10 protein-coding genes are annotated in these 15,445 nt (G+C 48.3%); 4 read left to right on the top strand and 6 right to left on the bottom strand.

Translation table 11 applies throughout. From position 1 onward, the window contains the following. Window positions 1-96: 96 nt before the first annotated feature. The 3 genes from ACOJS8_RS11670 to ACOJS8_RS11680 all read left to right on the top strand — a co-directional run bounded on the left by ACOJS8_RS11670 (window position 97) and on the right by ACOJS8_RS11680 (window position 4,213). Window positions 97-978, top strand: coding sequence for a glycosylhydrolase-like jelly roll fold domain-containing protein (locus ACOJS8_RS11670; RefSeq protein WP_420148752.1), 882 nt, complete (start codon window positions 97-99; stop codon window positions 976-978). A gap of 213 nt (window positions 979-1,191) precedes the next feature. Continuing rightward, complete coding sequence (locus ACOJS8_RS11675) at window positions 1,192-1,527, top strand: PadR family transcriptional regulator (RefSeq protein WP_420148718.1); 336 nt, start codon at window positions 1,192-1,194, stop codon at window positions 1,525-1,527. 73 nt (window positions 1,528-1,600) lie between these two features. Continuing rightward, complete coding sequence (locus ACOJS8_RS11680) at window positions 1,601-4,213, top strand: ABC transporter permease (protein WP_420148719.1); 2,613 nt, start codon at window positions 1,601-1,603, stop codon at window positions 4,211-4,213. Between the two features lie 70 nt (window positions 4,214-4,283). Here ACOJS8_RS11680 and ACOJS8_RS11685 read toward each other — a convergent pair whose 3' ends face one another. The 4 genes from ACOJS8_RS11685 to ACOJS8_RS11700 form a co-directional block, all read right to left on the bottom strand. Beyond that, window positions 4,284-5,714: an alpha/beta fold hydrolase gene (locus ACOJS8_RS11685; protein ID WP_420148720.1), complete on the bottom strand. Its 1,431-nt coding sequence runs from the start codon at window positions 5,712-5,714 to the stop codon at window positions 4,284-4,286. 137 nt (window positions 5,715-5,851) lie between these two features. Next, window positions 5,852-6,658, bottom strand: a complete 807-nt coding sequence (locus ACOJS8_RS11690; protein ID WP_420148721.1) for an AraC family transcriptional regulator — start codon at window positions 6,656-6,658, stop codon at window positions 5,852-5,854. 355 nt (window positions 6,659-7,013) lie between these two features. Next, window positions 7,014-8,156: an acyltransferase family protein gene (locus ACOJS8_RS11695; protein WP_420148722.1), complete on the bottom strand. Its 1,143-nt coding sequence runs from the start codon at window positions 8,154-8,156 to the stop codon at window positions 7,014-7,016. A gap of 53 nt (window positions 8,157-8,209) precedes the next feature. Next, window positions 8,210-10,492 carry a DUF5703 domain-containing protein gene (locus ACOJS8_RS11700; protein WP_420148723.1) on the bottom strand — a complete coding sequence of 761 codons (2,283 nt, stop codon included), beginning with the start codon at window positions 10,490-10,492 and terminating at the stop codon, window positions 8,210-8,212. Window positions 10,493-10,698: 206 nt separating this feature from the next. Between ACOJS8_RS11700 and ACOJS8_RS11705 the strand changes: the two genes are divergently transcribed. Then, the gene (locus tag ACOJS8_RS11705; protein ID WP_420148724.1) at window positions 10,699-12,249 is read left to right on the top strand and encodes an MGH1-like glycoside hydrolase domain-containing protein; all 1,551 of its coding nucleotides are present in this window, start codon (window positions 10,699-10,701) and stop codon (window positions 12,247-12,249) included. Window positions 12,250-12,299: 50 nt separating this feature from the next. Here ACOJS8_RS11705 and ACOJS8_RS11710 read toward each other — a convergent pair whose 3' ends face one another. Then, window positions 12,300-14,417: a PQQ-binding-like beta-propeller repeat protein gene (locus ACOJS8_RS11710; protein ID WP_420148725.1), complete on the bottom strand. Its 2,118-nt coding sequence runs from the start codon at window positions 14,415-14,417 to the stop codon at window positions 12,300-12,302. Between the two features lie 185 nt (window positions 14,418-14,602). Continuing rightward, window positions 14,603-15,427 (bottom strand): PepSY-like domain-containing protein, encoded by an 825-nt coding sequence (locus ACOJS8_RS11715; RefSeq protein ID WP_420148726.1) that lies wholly within the window; start codon window positions 15,425-15,427, stop codon window positions 14,603-14,605. Between the last annotated feature and the right edge of the window lie 18 nt (window positions 15,428-15,445).

Below are 15,445 nucleotides of genomic sequence, written 5' to 3' on the forward strand. Positions count from 1 at the left end.
GAAAACAACACCAAATTTACGGGTTTGTGGTACTTTTTTGGGGGGGGTTTTTTTCACACCGTACGGTTTGGTTAAACCACTTAAAAACACACACGACTGGGGAAAGGACGCGTTATTCAGACTCCGTTTCAGCCTGATTCCTTTGAAAAGCTTGGTGTGAAACGTGACGTTCTGTTTACGGATTCAACCGATCGCTACACCAACGACATCGCCTGGACGCACCGGAGTGATGGCGAAACCGACATTTATTTTATTGCTAATCAGCAGCGTAAAGAACGTAACGTTATGGCTTCGTTTCGGGTATTTTTCAAATCACCTGAGCTTTATGATCCCGTTACGGATGAGCTGACCGCTGCACCCGAATGGCGCGTAACCGGCGAACACATGCAACTACCCATACATCTGGCACCAAATGCATCGTTGTTTGTCATCTTCCGAAAACCGACCCGACAAATCAGACAGATTGATAAGAACAAAGTTGTTGTACAGCCCGTACAAACGCTGGAAGGTCCCTGGCAGGTTCAGTTCGATACTACGTATGGAGGTCCTGAACAACAGCAAACGTTTGCGCAGTTAACCGACTGGAGCCAGTCTGCCGATTCGTCGATTCGCTACTACTCCGGCACCGCTACGTATACCAAAACATTTACGTGGTCGTCCACGGGCTCGAAACGCGTCTGGCTGGATCTGGGGCGTATCGCCAATGTCGCCAACGTAACGCTGAATGGTGTTTCGTGCGGCACCGTCTGGACAGCTCCTTACCGAATCGACATTTCCAAATTCCTGAGATCAGGCCAAAATCGGCTAGCCATCAACGTCAGTAATACGTGGGCTAACCGGCTCATTGGCGACCAACGTCTGCCCGAATCCAAACGCATCACCCGCACAACGGCTCCATTCCGCCTGCAGGGCAAGCCACTGCTGGAAGCGGGCTTGCTGGGGCCGGTTAGAATTATGACGAAGGACCTACAGGATTGATGTAACTGCTGTTGCTAATTACATTCGGATACCTACCCGAAACCCGACCGCTACGTCCATCATCGTACGCAGCCTGTCCGATTCTGGACAATCGTTTCCTGTCGTTTCCAGTAAAAAGCGTCATTTCAGATTAGAAATGACGCTTTTGCGTTTTTGGTCAAGTATTTGTTATACCGAAATGGATGTAATACACCTTGACTCACTCTTTACACCATGCGACGTAGTGATTTAGGCGAATTTGAAGAAGTGGTACTGCTGGCCGTAGCGGCTTTATCGCCCAAAGCGTATTCGGTGGCTATTGCCGAAGAACTCGAAAGCGAAACGGGCAACTCGGTTAGCACAGGAGCCGTACACGCAGCTTTGCAACGACTGGAACAGAAAGGCTATCTGACCTCTTCGCTGGGCGAAGCAACGGCCGAGCGCGGGGGCCGTCGGAAACGATTATTTACCGTAACTCCTTTGGGCGGCCGGGTTCTGAGCGAAGTCCAGGCTATTCGCAATCGACTCTGGGAGCGTATCACCCCTACTATTCGCCTTGAATGGAGCTAAATAACCAGCAGAGGGCGTTGGGCATCGGGTAAAACCAGTTCATCGCTTCCCCTCTGCCCTATGCCCTTACCCCATGAAACCACCACCCCACTTCGCCGACCGCTTACTGACCTGGTTTTGCGCTCCTCATTTGCAGGAAGAGGTGCTGGGTGATTTGCATGAACGCTACGTAGTACGGGCAAAGCGATCAGGCGTAGCCCGCGCCCGACGATATTATTGGGTAGACGTACTGGCCTACCTGCGACCGGAATTTATTCGACGACAACCTTCACAATATCCCAACCCAACCCCCACAACGATGCTACGTAATTATTTAAAAATCGCGGTTCGAAACTTAGCCAAGAACCGTGTCTACTCGTTTATTAACATTTTCGGTCTGGCTTCGGGTATGGCAGTAGCCATGCTGATCGGCTTATGGATTTACGACGAGATTTCCTTCGACCGGTATTTTCAGAATTACGACCGCATTGCCAAGGTCATGCAAACCGGTACGTTCGAAGGGCAGGTCTTTCACGGAAGTTACAATCCAGCACCGATGGGGCCAGAGCTGAGAACGATTTACGGCGACAATTTCGAGCACGTAATTATGTCATCATGGACCGGCGATCATATTCTGGCGTACGGCGACAAAAAATTCACCAAGACAGGCAACTACCTGTCTGCAGACGCCCCTGACATGCTCACCCTGAAAATGCTCAGCGGTACACGGACCGGGTTAAAAGATCCTTCGTCGATTTTGTTGTCGGAATCGGTAGCACAAGCTCTTTTCGGCACAATCGATCCTGTAGGAAAAATCATGAAAATTGATAACCGGCTGGACGTAAAAGTGACGGGTGTTTATGAAGACTTTCCATACAATACGGAGTTCAGAGATATGCAGTTTATTGCTCCCTGGGATCTGTATGTTTCGGCGGAAGCCTGGGTAAAGGAAGCCCAGGATAAGGTCGCATGGGGGAATAATTCCTGGCAGATCCTGGCGCAAATTGCGCCGAATACAACGTTCGATGCAGTAACGAAAAAAATCGAAAACATTCGATTAAAACATACGCCCGAACTGGCATTTATTAAGCCGAAAGTTTATCTGCAACCTATGAGCGAATGGCATCTATACACAGGCTGGGACAAAGCCGGAAATGTAGAGGGTCGGATTCAGTACGTTTGGCTGTTTGGGATTATTGGCGTATTTGTTCTGTTCCTGGCCTGTATCAATTTCATGAATTTGAGTACGGCACGTAGCGAAAAACGAGCCAAAGAGGTTGGTGTTCGCAAAGCCGTTGGTTCATTACGTAGTCAATTAATTAGTCAGTTCTTCAGCGAGTCGTTACTGGTGGCAGTTTTGGCATTCGGCTTGTCTATATTCCTTGTGTTGCTCATACTGCCCGTATTTAATGAGCTGGCGGATAAACAGATTAGTATTTTGTGGGCGAATCCCGTTTTCTGGATTTGTGGTATCAGCTTTAGTTTATTGACGGGTTTGATTGCGGGTAGCTATCCAGCTCTTTATCTGTCGTCATTCCAGGCTGTAAAAGTGCTGAAAGGAACTTTTCGCGTTGGCCGGTTTGCCTCCATGCCTCGCCAGTTTCTGGTTGTCGTGCAGTTTACCGTTTCCGTCACGCTGATTATCGGAACAATCATTGTGTTCCGTCAAATTGAGTACGCGAAAAATCGGCCTGTCGGTTATGATCGGAACGGACTAATTACCGTTGCCATGAATACACCGGAGCTACACCAGCACTACAATACTCTCCGCGACGCGCTTCTACAAACCGGAGCGGCTGTCGAGATGTCAACTTCGTCGACACCGGCCACTAACCTAAACTCTCAGAATAGTGGGTTCGACTGGCCAGGCAAAGATCCTAACTTCAAAGAAAGCTTTGGTACAATTGCGGTTTCGCATGATTTTGGCAAAACGGTAGGCTGGCAATTTGTGCAGGGCCGGGATCTTTCCCGGCAATTTTCCAGCGATTCATCGGGCATGGTGCTAAACGAAACAGCCGTCCGTTACATGGGTATAAAAGACCCTGTAGATAAGCAAATTAAGTGGAATGGCAGGCCATTTACGGTGGTCGGGGTAATCAGGGATATGCTCATGAATTCACCTTTTGAACCGGTAACCCAAACCGTTTATATGCTTGATTATGGCTGGGCTAATGTCATCAATATCAAACTTAACCCTGCCCACAGCGCCAGTGAGTCATTAGCTAAAATTGAAGCGGTATTTCGTAAGTTCAACCCCGGCAGTCCGTTCGACTATCGGTTTACGGATCAGGAGTATGCCTTAAAATTTGCCAATGAGGAACGTATCGGTAAGCTGGCGTTACTGTTTACCGTTCTCGCCATTGTTATCTCTTGCCTGGGTTTGTTTGGTTTAGCCAGTTTTGTAGCCGAACAACGCACCAAAGAAATCGGTATTCGGAAAGTATTGGGCGCCAGCGTAATGAATCTCTGGCAGATGCTATCCAAAGATTTTGTGGTTCTGGTTATCATTTCCTGTCTGATTGCAGCGCCAACCGCCTGGTATTACATGAATCAGTGGCTGAAAAAGTACAGCTATCATACCGACATTTCGTGGGGAATTTTTGTCGCGGCCAGTTTGGGCGCCTTAGGTATTACGTTGCTGACGGTCAGTTTTCAAAGTATCAAAGCTGCGCTGATGAATCCGGTGAAATCACTACGTAGTGAGTAGCCCAGGGCATGGAATTCGGGGCAAAGGGTAGACTTACTCCAACTTTACGCCCCATAGTCCACACCCCTGCCTAATACACTATAACTTCCTTTTTATCAGATTTTAGTTTCTCATATGGATTGTTTAGAAACTGCTGCGTGAGTCGATTCCAGTCGGAGCCGCCAACGCCGTGCGCTTTATTTTTAAACAATATCCGCTGGCTGTTGGGCATATAATGATGCATCATGTCGATATACAGCGGTCGAACAGCATTGTCCATTTCGCCATCGGCAAGCAAAGCCGGTTTTGTTGAATAAAATGGTTGTTTGGTTTCTGGTTTTATGGGCGGTACGTTCCAGCAATCACACATGGCTCGATACACATCGTTAATGTGATAACCTTTCATATACGGATAGATATCGTAGAGTTGCTGAAGTACTTTTTCGCTATAGTAAGCGGGCTGGTCGGCGCAATACACCGAAATACGCATACCTGATGGGCCGTTATTTCGTTCGAGTTTATGCACCAGATAGGGCCGTATGTACTGATCATGGTTACCATTTATCATTTCTGTAATGGCATACGGCACATGCTTCATCGACGTATTAACCAGAATATCCAGCAAGTCGCTACGTGTATACTGGATACGTAGTGTATCTGCCTTACCTTGAGCCAGGTAAGGCATGATAAATTTTTTTCCGTCAATCGCGGAGAAATACTGCTCGAATTTTGCCTTCAGATTGCCGTAACGCGCTTTATCCGTCGAATCGCTCGCTACGTTTCGAAACAGTACGTTCAGCGCTTCAACGAAGTTGGCCGGTTCATCTTCATCAATCGGAACAAAGGTTGGGAGCGGTGAATCCAGAATAAGCGACCGAATCCGCGATGGGTCGCGCTGAAGTACAGCCGTCATAAGTCCACCGCTGTAGGAACCTCCGGTCAGATTAACCGAATCGATACGTAGCGTTGCCAACAGATCGTGAATATCGGAAACGGTTTCATCGGTATTGTATCCGGCGAGGTCAATTCCTTTACTTTCCAGCGCTTTTTTATAACGCTTTACGCCAACCACTACCATGCTATCCTTATCCAGGTTTTTCCGATAAGACTCGCTGATGGCATCAGATAACTCGTTACTCCACAGGTTCGGGACCGCAAAATGAGTGCCGCGTTGCTCGAAGGCAATACAATCACGATCATTTATAAATGGCGATTGGCTGATCCCTCTGGCCCAACCCAGCGAACTACCGCCGGGACCGCCCGCCGTAAACAAAAGTGGATCTTTCTTTTTGTCGGGCTTCTTACTTTCTACCAGAATAAAGGGAAGTTTTATAGTTTTTCCATTCTTCTTTTTTCGGTTCTCAGGCACAATCAGATACGCACAACGCGTTCTGAAACTACTATCTATTTTAACCTGACAAGGGCAGGATTCCAGTTGACGGACAGTACCTGGCTGGCTGCGGGCAGACGCAGCGAATACAAAGAGAGAAGCTAGTACGGCAAGTATTGAAAATCGGTTCATCAGCGTTTGTTTTTGAGGCAAAACAATCGGATTAGCCGCATAGATTTTAGTAAAAAACGGACATTTTCACCTCCTAGAGTTACTATCCGGTCTGGAATCCACGCAACTCGCCTGGAAACGTATACGGATCAATCCGGTTACAGGGATTCCCGTAATTTTTTACCCGTAAACCGGACGACATCCTTGTAGAAATGACTCATGTCGTAATACCCATACGCATCAGGAAAGAATTGGTTCCTGTGCGTAACGTAACCTGTCAGCGCTGCTCTTATTCGAACCATCGACAGATGTTGCTTAGGTGGAATGCCAATAACCCGGCGGAAATAACGGTTAATCGTTTTGGACGTAGCATACAGACGATCAGCTAATTGGCCCGTCTTCAGTACCATACCGCTATCATCGAATGTACCGATAGTACTGGATACAAATTGCCGATAGTGGTCGCTTTTTCGCTGCAGCTGATATTGATTCAAAAAATATTGTTGAAGTAAATTAATACGCTCCTCGAAGCAAATGGGTTGTTTAACGCGCCGAATGAGCCACTCGGGCAGGAGCATCTCCAGATTGACAACCTGGTCGACAAACTGAACCTGATTGATACCCAGAACGGCCTCCAGACCGCCTGGAAAGAACTTAATCGTAAAAATAGAATCGGTCGGCAGATTATGGCGTTCAACAATGTTGTTACGTAGAATCAGCACGTCCGTATGCTTCTGAATCTGGTAGCTCTTAGTTCCTACATCTATTACGTACGGCTCTCCCAGATTGATATACATGGTAGGCGTCCAGCTAGGAAACATTCGGATGCTAAACGTATTGTTTGCTACGTATCGGTGAGTTTCTGATGCAGACGACTCCGAGAAAAATTCGATATAGTCGGCCAGTTCATTTTCAGGCGCGTAAAACCGGTAAAGTTTTCTTATGTTATCAAAGATCTCTGTCATTCAGCCCGTTCGATACTAAGTTCTGCGATAATCAAAGATAATTTATACGGATCAACCTGTAAAAAACAAAGCCAGACAACACGAAGTTACCTGGCTTTTAGTTTCGCTTAATAGAACAGTTAATTTATAAAAAGCAGGTGCCTTTCACAGCATCCCAGTCTATCAGCGAATCACGAATGTAAAACGCCAGACTATCCAGGATTGTTTTACTTATTGAAAAATTAGTCAGCAGTTTTTCACTTTTTTTAAGTTGAGCAAGCGAAACGAAATTTATATTGAAACAGATTCTTACCAATCGTTACGTCGAACCAACATGGCAAACGGAGAATCGTCAGGAGCTGTGGCTTGAGACGCTTTAAGCGCTATTTTTCACGAGCAGCAGACGCTTCGTTAAAAACTTACGTACAGGTTCATCATACAGTTTTAAGCATAAATAAGCCAGTACGACCGAACCAATGACGAGCGCTAAAGCGCCGGGAAAGGACTGTTCGAAGGTGAGGTTTTCATTTTTTACCCAGGCGTAATACCAGTAAATGAATGGGTAATGAACCATATAAAGCGGATAGGAAAGATCGCCTAAAAATTTGCAGAATCGGGTAGTTAGCTGGTCTGTTGTCTTACCCGACGCCCCGAGATAAACAATCAAGGGAAAGAGAATAACAGCGCAGATTGTGTCGTATAAACCGTTCATCCATAGATTTTCACTACCCCCAATCCGTGGTATTGCGGATAAACCAATTATCGCTACGCCACCGATCCAAAAAGCTCCTTTTATATGGACAGGTTTGAATACCCGAGATAGCAGCAATCCTGCCGAAAATGAAAATAACAGACGTAGCGAGCCGCCGATAATATTATCTTCTGTGAGTGAAAATCCGACGCATATATCTCCATATGGCCCCCAAATGGCAAACGCGCCCAAGCCACAACCCGCCAACAGGACAAGCAGGGAAAGCGCCCTGGTCGGTAGTTTACGGATAACGAACGCATAGAGGATGTTGCCAATATATTCGTAAAATAAAGACCAGCTCGGACCGTTCAGCGGGTACATTTCACCGACGCCCCGAATTTCAAAACCGGGGGTTGCCGGAATCAAAAAAGCATTTATTACCGTAGCTACCAACAACGCCGGTACAGACACTTTTGATACGTCCCAGGCAGCGCACCCCTGAAAGTAAAACACAACAGCACCGATAATAGCCCCCATGACGACCATGGGATGCAGTCGGATAAATCTGCGTTTGAGGAAATCTTTGATTGACATTGTTTCCCACCGGTCATCGTAAGCGTAGCCGACAACAAAGCCCGACAGGATAAAAAAGAAGTCAACCGCCAGATAGCCGTGATTGATTTTTTGGTCTATATGACTGGTGGCGAAGGCTTCAAATAAGTGAAAACACACAACGGTTAAGGCCGCTACTCCACGTAGTCCGTCCAGTATATTATAATGCGGTTTTGTGTCCGCAAATGCAGTCGCCGGGATTTTGTTTTTTAACATTGAGCGTAAAATGTTCGGGTTTGCGTAGAGAGCCTGTATAACAACACCTGAGCTTACATCAACAAATTTACTACGTCGTCACGTCTCGATTCGGGGGTTATCTTAAGTAATTCGAGCTGGCCATTTTTCAGAACGGCTTCAACGGTGGTGTTGTATGGCGCGTGCAATTTAACGTGGACGTCCCAGGTTTTGGGCCAGGACGGGAACAGGTAGATTTTTTTTCCATCGGTCTGCATCAGCATCTCCTGTAGACCAATCATACCCGAACCGCCCCAGTTATGATCGGGCGTCCAGTCGTAACCTGGCCCCCAGAACGTAGGGAATCGGCGGGGTGCGTTGCCCAGTTTGAGGAGCGTTAGCCGGGCGGCTTCGTCGGTCAGACCGAGCCGGGCCGCGAAAATATTGTCCTGCTTCCAGCCAACGTGGCTCCGGAATTTCAGTACGTCTTTATCGTACCGATACGTATTAATGGCTGTGTCCAGTCCGGATTTACCGACCCCATAGATTCCCCATGGAAATACCGGATACAGTTGTGGCGATTCAGTATTGTTGATACGTTCCCAAAGCTTAGCGGGGGAAATGGTCGGATGGCCGTCGAACAACCGGAACGTAATGCTCGGAATCCGCCCGAGCATTTCCTGCCAATGCGTGCGTTTTTCAGGAGTCAGGTACGTAGCAGGCAACTCCAGCAACCGGGTCAGAACGGTACGTAGCGCTGCAACCGTAGACGTAGCGTTGTAGGCCATTTTGTAGGTTTCGGCTCCCGAACCGGGGTACAGAACTAATTTCTTATCGCCGTCCAGCGCTTTACTACCGCGCTTTTTCGCCAGATACTGGTAATGTTCATCAAAAAACGTCAGGCAACTTTCGATGAACGGTACGTAGTGCGCTACGTTCTGACCGGTGTAGCGTTCGGATTCGAGCATCATCAGGCAAAACTCCAATACTGTGTCCCATTCGTATTCAAGCCAGGCGTTGTATTCCATGCCCTGGTCATAACCAGCCGGGCGTTTCGTGCCGTATTCTGCATAGTTGGGCAGGCCGAAATTCTCGATCTGTTCCGTAAAACTGGCGCCTTTATGCTTCCAGTAAAACTCAGTGCGCAATTCGGCATTTTTTAGCACTTTCAGGTAAAAATCGAACTGCGGTTTCATGAGTTGCCAGTCGCCACTTTTCAGCATTGGCCAGTACACGAGTCGCTGATTCTGTGCCGTATGAATCCCCCCTCCCCAGTTTCGAAAATCTGGTGTAAAGCGCATCGTTGAATCGGTCGTTGACGGATCGTACGTAAAAAGCCCGCCGTTGAATTTCGTGGGGTACTTGCCGAATGCGTTGCAACCCAGCATGTACCGAAATAGTTGATAATTGCGGGCCACCTGCCACTCGGGCGAATTTGGTGACGTATTGATGTAAATAAAACTCTTATCCCAGAAGTCTTTCCACCAAGCCTGCGTCTTACCTTGCGCCGTTTTTGCTGAATTTATGGCGTCTTTCTGTAGTTGCTCCAGTCCCTGTCTCCAGTTTGTTATGTTCTCTGACTGGGCGGTGTGCAACGCAGCAACAAGCTCGTGCGTTCGGGAGGGCGTCGTACTGGTAAGTTTCCAGCCCTGAAAATCAGTGTCGAGATACCTGCCCCGATACGTACCACCGGGTTTCATTCCTTTGCCCGATATGCCTCCGCCAAAAATCAGGTTTTTGATCGGATTAAATAGCTGATTCTTAACGCTATCCAGGCCTTGCTGTTGAACCGTTACATCGAAAATGGAACGTGCGGAACCGTTTTGATGATAAAAGACGACGTCATTTCCAGCAAATTGAACAGAATCTTTTAGCGTTTTGACTTCACCCGGTGGGGCAAATTTGTAGGAATTGGCGTTATTTTCTTTTCCTTTCGTAACGTGGTCAACGTGGCGCCAGCTTTCAAACGCGGCTTCGGCTTTCAGCGCCTTATTACTGGACACATTGACATGAACGACGGGCCGAAACGCATCAACCCAAACCGTTACGTTCGCCGACAGGCTGGACGTAGTGCCTTTAATTTCGATGTGACCTTTATTGAGCACCAGCTCCTGCCGGAACGTAGCGCCGTCGGCAAACGGATTGGGCGAGAGTTTAAGCCGGACCCGCCCGAGTTTCAGCACCGTATTGTTGAGATCGAACGTACCGCTTCGGGCAATGTAGAACAACAAATCGCCGTTTTCAACCCAGACGTTCAGACCAATATCGCCACCACCACAGGGCATTGATTCTGACGAATTTTTGCTTTGACTGGTCCAGCTTACATTATATTGATCAATGGAATTTCTTTGGGCTAACACTACAGATAAAGAGCTCATACTTAACCACATAAGCAATACTACCTGGGCTATTTTCTGATACGTTGGCTGGTCGGAGGTAAGGCGTGTCAAGGCTAATATGGTATAATTAATAGGGAAAATAGTAGAGATTAAGGACAAATTTAGAAAGTAGCTTTGTAAAGGGTTCTTTTGATTAACAGAATAGAACCGCACGGGCGCCCGCCTTTAGGTTCTGTATAGCTGCAATGACAAAATACAGTCGTTTTTTCTTTTTCTTTTTTCTGGTGCAGACTACCCTTGGCTGGTCGCAGTCGGCGAAGGTCTTATCGACTGATAAGCTGAAAAAACACGTTACGTATTTCAATGCACTCGACCAGGAGGAAGCTGTAAAAAATTACGTATCCAATGCGCAGTCGTTCAACTGGCTGGCCAAGAATATTCCGTTATTCGATTGCCCCGATTCGTCGCTGCGGGAAATGTATTACTATCGATGGTGGGCTTTTCGGAAACACCTGAAAGAAACGCCTGAAGGGTTCATTTTTACCGAATTTATTACGCCCGTCAAGCACGCCGGAAAATACAACGCCGTCAGCAGTGCGCTTGGTCATCATATCTACGAAGGACGCTGGCTCCATAATCCGAAGTTTATAGACGACTACATTTCGTTCTGGCTCTATGTCGATCCGAAGCATACGGCGCAACGGTTTCATGGATTCAGCAGCTGGGTCGATGATGCCGTTTACAATCGCTACCTCGTTAATCTCGACAAGCCGTATATTCAGAAAAACCTGCCTGCGCTGGATGCCGACTACCGGAAATGGCAGGCCGAAAAGCAATTGCCCAGCGGTTTGTTCTGGCAATTTGACGTTAAGGATGCGATGGAGGAATCCATTAGTGGCTCCCGGAAGGATAAGAATCGGCGTCCCACTATTAATAGCTATATGTACGGTAATGCCAAAGCGCTGGTCGCGATGGCAGAGTTGACGAAAAATGATACGTTAAAACGTCGGTATGCGCAACTGGCTGTTAATCTGAAAAAGCTGACGCAGGATAGCTTGTGGAATATCGCTAATCATTTTTTTGAAGTGAAACATCCGAACGGTACGTTTGCCAACGTTCGCGAAGCCATCGGGTTTATCCCCTGGTATTTTAACCTACCCGACGACACCCCCGAATTCGCCAGTCAATGGGCACAACTAACCGACACAACGGGTTTCTGCGCTCCCTGGGGTATTACGACTGCCGAACGGCGGCATCCTCAGTTTCGCACGCACGGGTCAGGGCACAGTTGCGAGTGGGACGGTGCTTTGTGGCCATTTGCTACTACACAAACGCTGAAAGGGCTTTCGAATCTGCTCACGAATTACAAGAATCACGGCAGTATGACAAAGGATGTATTTTACAATGAACTGCTGAAATACGCCCATTCGCATACAATGAGCGGAAAATTGTACCTGGGTGAATATCAGGACGAAAAAACAGGCGAGTGGCTGAAAGGCGACAACCCACGTAGTAAATTTTATAATCACTCCGGTTTTGCCGATCTAATCATTAACGACTTAATCGGCCTGAAACCTCGCGCCGACAACGTACTGGAAATTCACCCGCTTATCCCCGATGGTAAATGGGACTGGTTCTGCCTGGACAACGTCCTGTATCACGGCAAAACCCTGACGATTTTGTACGACAAAACCGGAAAGCACTACGGAAAAGGAAAAGGCTTTCGGATCTTTTCAAACGGAAAGGAAGTGATACGTAGTGAAAAGCTGGAATCGGTCACAGCGAAGAAATTTTGAGATTTCTGCTACGTCCAAATCCCCTGAACAGAAGATTTGGACGTATTACATCAAGGCAGAGCAAACGCCATTATAAATCCGGACGGATTGTCTTTGCTACCGCCGACCGACAGCGCTACGTATTGTTTTCCCTTAACCTGATACGTACAGGCGGTGGCATTTGCCACACCAGGCAAGGTCGTTTGCCAACGTAATTTGCCAGTCGATTTGTCAAAAGCCCGTAGTTTTTTGTCCTGCGTTCCGCTGATAAACACTAAACCACCCGCTGTAACAATTGGCCCTGCTGATCCTTCCTGCCCCGTTTCGACCGCTCCAGATTCCTGTCTTTTTTCATCATTGCCCAACGGAATTTGCCATTCATAATCGCCAGTTGATAGGTTCACCGCGTTTAAGGTTCCCCAGGGCGGACGTAACGCCGGATTACCGTTGGGGTCTCGGAAATGGCCGTAAGCCGTTACGTTCAGGTACTTTTCGGCACCTGCCTGTGTTTTACCGCTTTCGAACTTGGTCATTTTACTGGAGTTCTGCTCCTTTTCATACAGAAATGCGATGATGGCTTTTTCTTTTCCTTTCACGACGCTGGCAAAAGCGGGCATCTTCCCTCCTCCCTTGCGAATCTTATCCAGGGCGATCTCCCGGCTCATCCGAGTTTTCAGCCCAATCAGCGACGGATAGTTGGGTTCATCGCCATTTTTGTCGCGACCGTGGCAGGCTACACAATAGGTCATGTATAACGATTTGCCCTGATCAAAAACCGTCATGTCACGGGCTTCCTGCTCCTGATCAACTCGCTTAATCGTCTGAATTTCTGGGGAATCATTCGATTTTATATAAAGCATCGTCGTTGCCGGATCGTAGGCGGCCCCGCCCCATTCAGCGCCCCCTCGCGTACCTGGCAGCATGAGCGTACCTTTCAGATCAGGCGGAGTAAACAAGCCTTCATACCGCATCGACCGGAATTTTTTGGTGATGGAATCGTGCCCGGCAACGGAGTAATTTGTCAAGTCGGCTTCAGTCATCCACTGGCGGGCAAAGGGTTTGGGTTTTAGCGGAAACGGCTGCGTTGGCCAGGCTTCTTCGCCGGGTAGAGCCGATGCCGGTACGCTACGTTCCTCGATCGGAAACAGGGGTTCGCCGGTTTCGCGGTTGAACACAAAAACAAAGCCATGTTTGGTGATCTGCGCGACGGCATCAATCGTTTTGCCATCCCGACGTATCGTGACCAGATTGGGCGGTGCGGGCAAATCATAATCCCACAAATCGTGATGGACTATCTGGTAATGCCATATGTATTTTCCAGTTGCCGCATGTAAAGCCACTACGCTGTTGCCATACAGGTTTTTCCCTTTTCGGTCGGCGCCGTAAAAATCGTAACTGGGTGAGCCAAGTGCCAGAAAGACCATCCCCCGTCGAAGATCGAGACTCATACCTGCCCAGTCGTTTACGCCACCGGCATACTTATAAGCGTCTTTCGGCCAGGTTTCATAGCCAGGCTCGCCGGGCAGCGGAATCGTGTGAAATGTCCAGACCAGTTTTCCGGTTCGGCAATTGTACGCCCGAATATAGCCGGGTTGCGCCCCATACAACTCCGACACCTCAGCACCCATAATCAGCAGATCGTTGTACACAATTCCCGGCGACGTTGGAATCACGGAGATGGTTTCGGGCGCATCCCGAAGGCCAACGTTAAGACTAACTTTACCCCCTTTCCCGAACGTAGCAATGGGTTTGCCGGTACGTGCGTCGAGCGCAAAAAGCTGATCGCCAGCCGTAAACAATATCCGCCTGTCGGTCTTGCCATTGCTGCTCCTATCTTCCCAGTACGTAACTCCCCGGCTGACTCCACCACCTTCCGCCCCATCGAAGGGATCGAACGACCAGAGTCGCTGGCCTGTTCCGGCATTGATGGCGTAGGCCCAGTGTTTTGCCGACGTAGCGTACATTATGCCATCAACAACAATCGGATTGCATTCGCTGCTACCCGATCGGGAGCCGGGTTTCATATCGCTGATCGTAAATGTCCAGGCAGGCTGCAGCTGATTAACATTGGACGTATTAATCTGACTCAACGGCGAATAACTGGAACTGTTGGCATCGGCTTTGTAGACAGCCCACGTGCGGTCGTCCTCCTTACTGGTTTGATAACCAGCAAAAAGTAGAAAAGCCATTACGGAAATAAGAAAAAGATTCTTTCTGGAAGCACAGCAGAATTGTTGAATGCAGGAAAAGGTCATAGACGAGGAATAGCAACGGCAGAATCGAGGGATTGCCCCGAAAATAACCTTAATTGAGCACACCAACAAACAAAAAGACCGGCGTTGAACGCCGGTCTTTTTGTTTGTTCACTTCCCGTTTATTTCCCTCTCCTAGTCTGAACGAACGTACCGTCAGCGGCAAAGAGCAGGTCAATCTTTCGCCCACTGGCTGGCTGTATTATTACCTTAAACTGTCCGGTGCTGTTTGTACCAGCCGCTACAATGGTAGCTCCAGCGTAGTTTGTTGTGATATAGGTCGTTACGGCTGCGGGCAAGGCGCTAATGTCAATAGCCGTATATTTTTTACCTATTTCCCGAACAATTTCCTGCGTGAACGTACCGTCGGTGCTGAAGAGCAGCGTTTTACGATCCGTACCCTGTTTGATCATGACCAGATAGCCGCGTGTTGCATCCAATGCCGCTGTTACAATGGTTGCGCTGGCGTAGTTGGTCGTGATGTAATTCGTAATCGCCGTGGGAAGATTCGCTACGTCTATTTTTGACAGACTGTCACGATCACCTCCTTTATGTCCATGACCTGGTCCTTTTCCGTGACCTTTACCACCTTTACCCCCTCTCAGCGATAATTCCCGATTGAACGTACCATCAGCATTGAAGAGCAGCGCTTTCCGATCATCATTCTGCGAAATAGCCACCAGGAAATTGCCTGCGTCGTCTGTAGCGGCATAATTGATGGTAGCCCCGGCGTAGCTGGTGGAGATGTAGCTTGTCACCGTAGCAGGCAGCGTCGATACGTCTATCCTCGTTAAACTGTCCCGGCAATAGAAGCCAGTCGAGTCAGCGGACAACCGGGCCGCGCTTGCGGTCAGATCAGTGTCAGGCGAAACAGCCTGGTTCTGGTTGCAACTCCACAGAGCTACGCCAAACAGGGCGATAAAGCCCGTAATCATTAGGTTTTTCATTATGGGAATGTATTAGGT

Source organism: Spirosoma sp. (assembly GCF_048594605.1).
Taxonomy (GTDB): Bacteria; Bacteroidota; Bacteroidia; order Cytophagales; family Spirosomataceae; genus Spirosoma.

Coding starts and splice junctions, on each gene's coding strand:
- ACOJS8_RS11680 (WP_420148719.1), top strand. CDS start 1,601: ATGAAACCACCACCCCACTTCGCCGACCGCTTACTGACCTGGTTTTGC.
- ACOJS8_RS11715 (WP_420148726.1), bottom strand. CDS start 15,427: ATGAAAAACCTAATGATTACGGGCTTTATCGCCCTGTTTGGCGTAGCT.
- ACOJS8_RS11695 (WP_420148722.1), bottom strand. CDS start 8,156: ATGTTAAAAAACAAAATCCCGGCGACTGCATTTGCGGACACAAAACCG.
- ACOJS8_RS11705 (WP_420148724.1), top strand. CDS start 10,699: ATGACAAAATACAGTCGTTTTTTCTTTTTCTTTTTTCTGGTGCAGACT.
- ACOJS8_RS11685 (WP_420148720.1), bottom strand. CDS start 5,714: ATGAACCGATTTTCAATACTTGCCGTACTAGCTTCTCTCTTTGTATTC.
- ACOJS8_RS11710 (WP_420148725.1), bottom strand. CDS start 14,417: ATGGCTTTTCTACTTTTTGCTGGTTATCAAACCAGTAAGGAGGACGAC.
- ACOJS8_RS11690 (WP_420148721.1), bottom strand. CDS start 6,658: ATGACAGAGATCTTTGATAACATAAGAAAACTTTACCGGTTTTACGCG.
- ACOJS8_RS11675 (WP_420148718.1), top strand. CDS start 1,192: ATGCGACGTAGTGATTTAGGCGAATTTGAAGAAGTGGTACTGCTGGCC.
- ACOJS8_RS11700 (WP_420148723.1), bottom strand. CDS start 10,492: ATGAGCTCTTTATCTGTAGTGTTAGCCCAAAGAAATTCCATTGATCAA.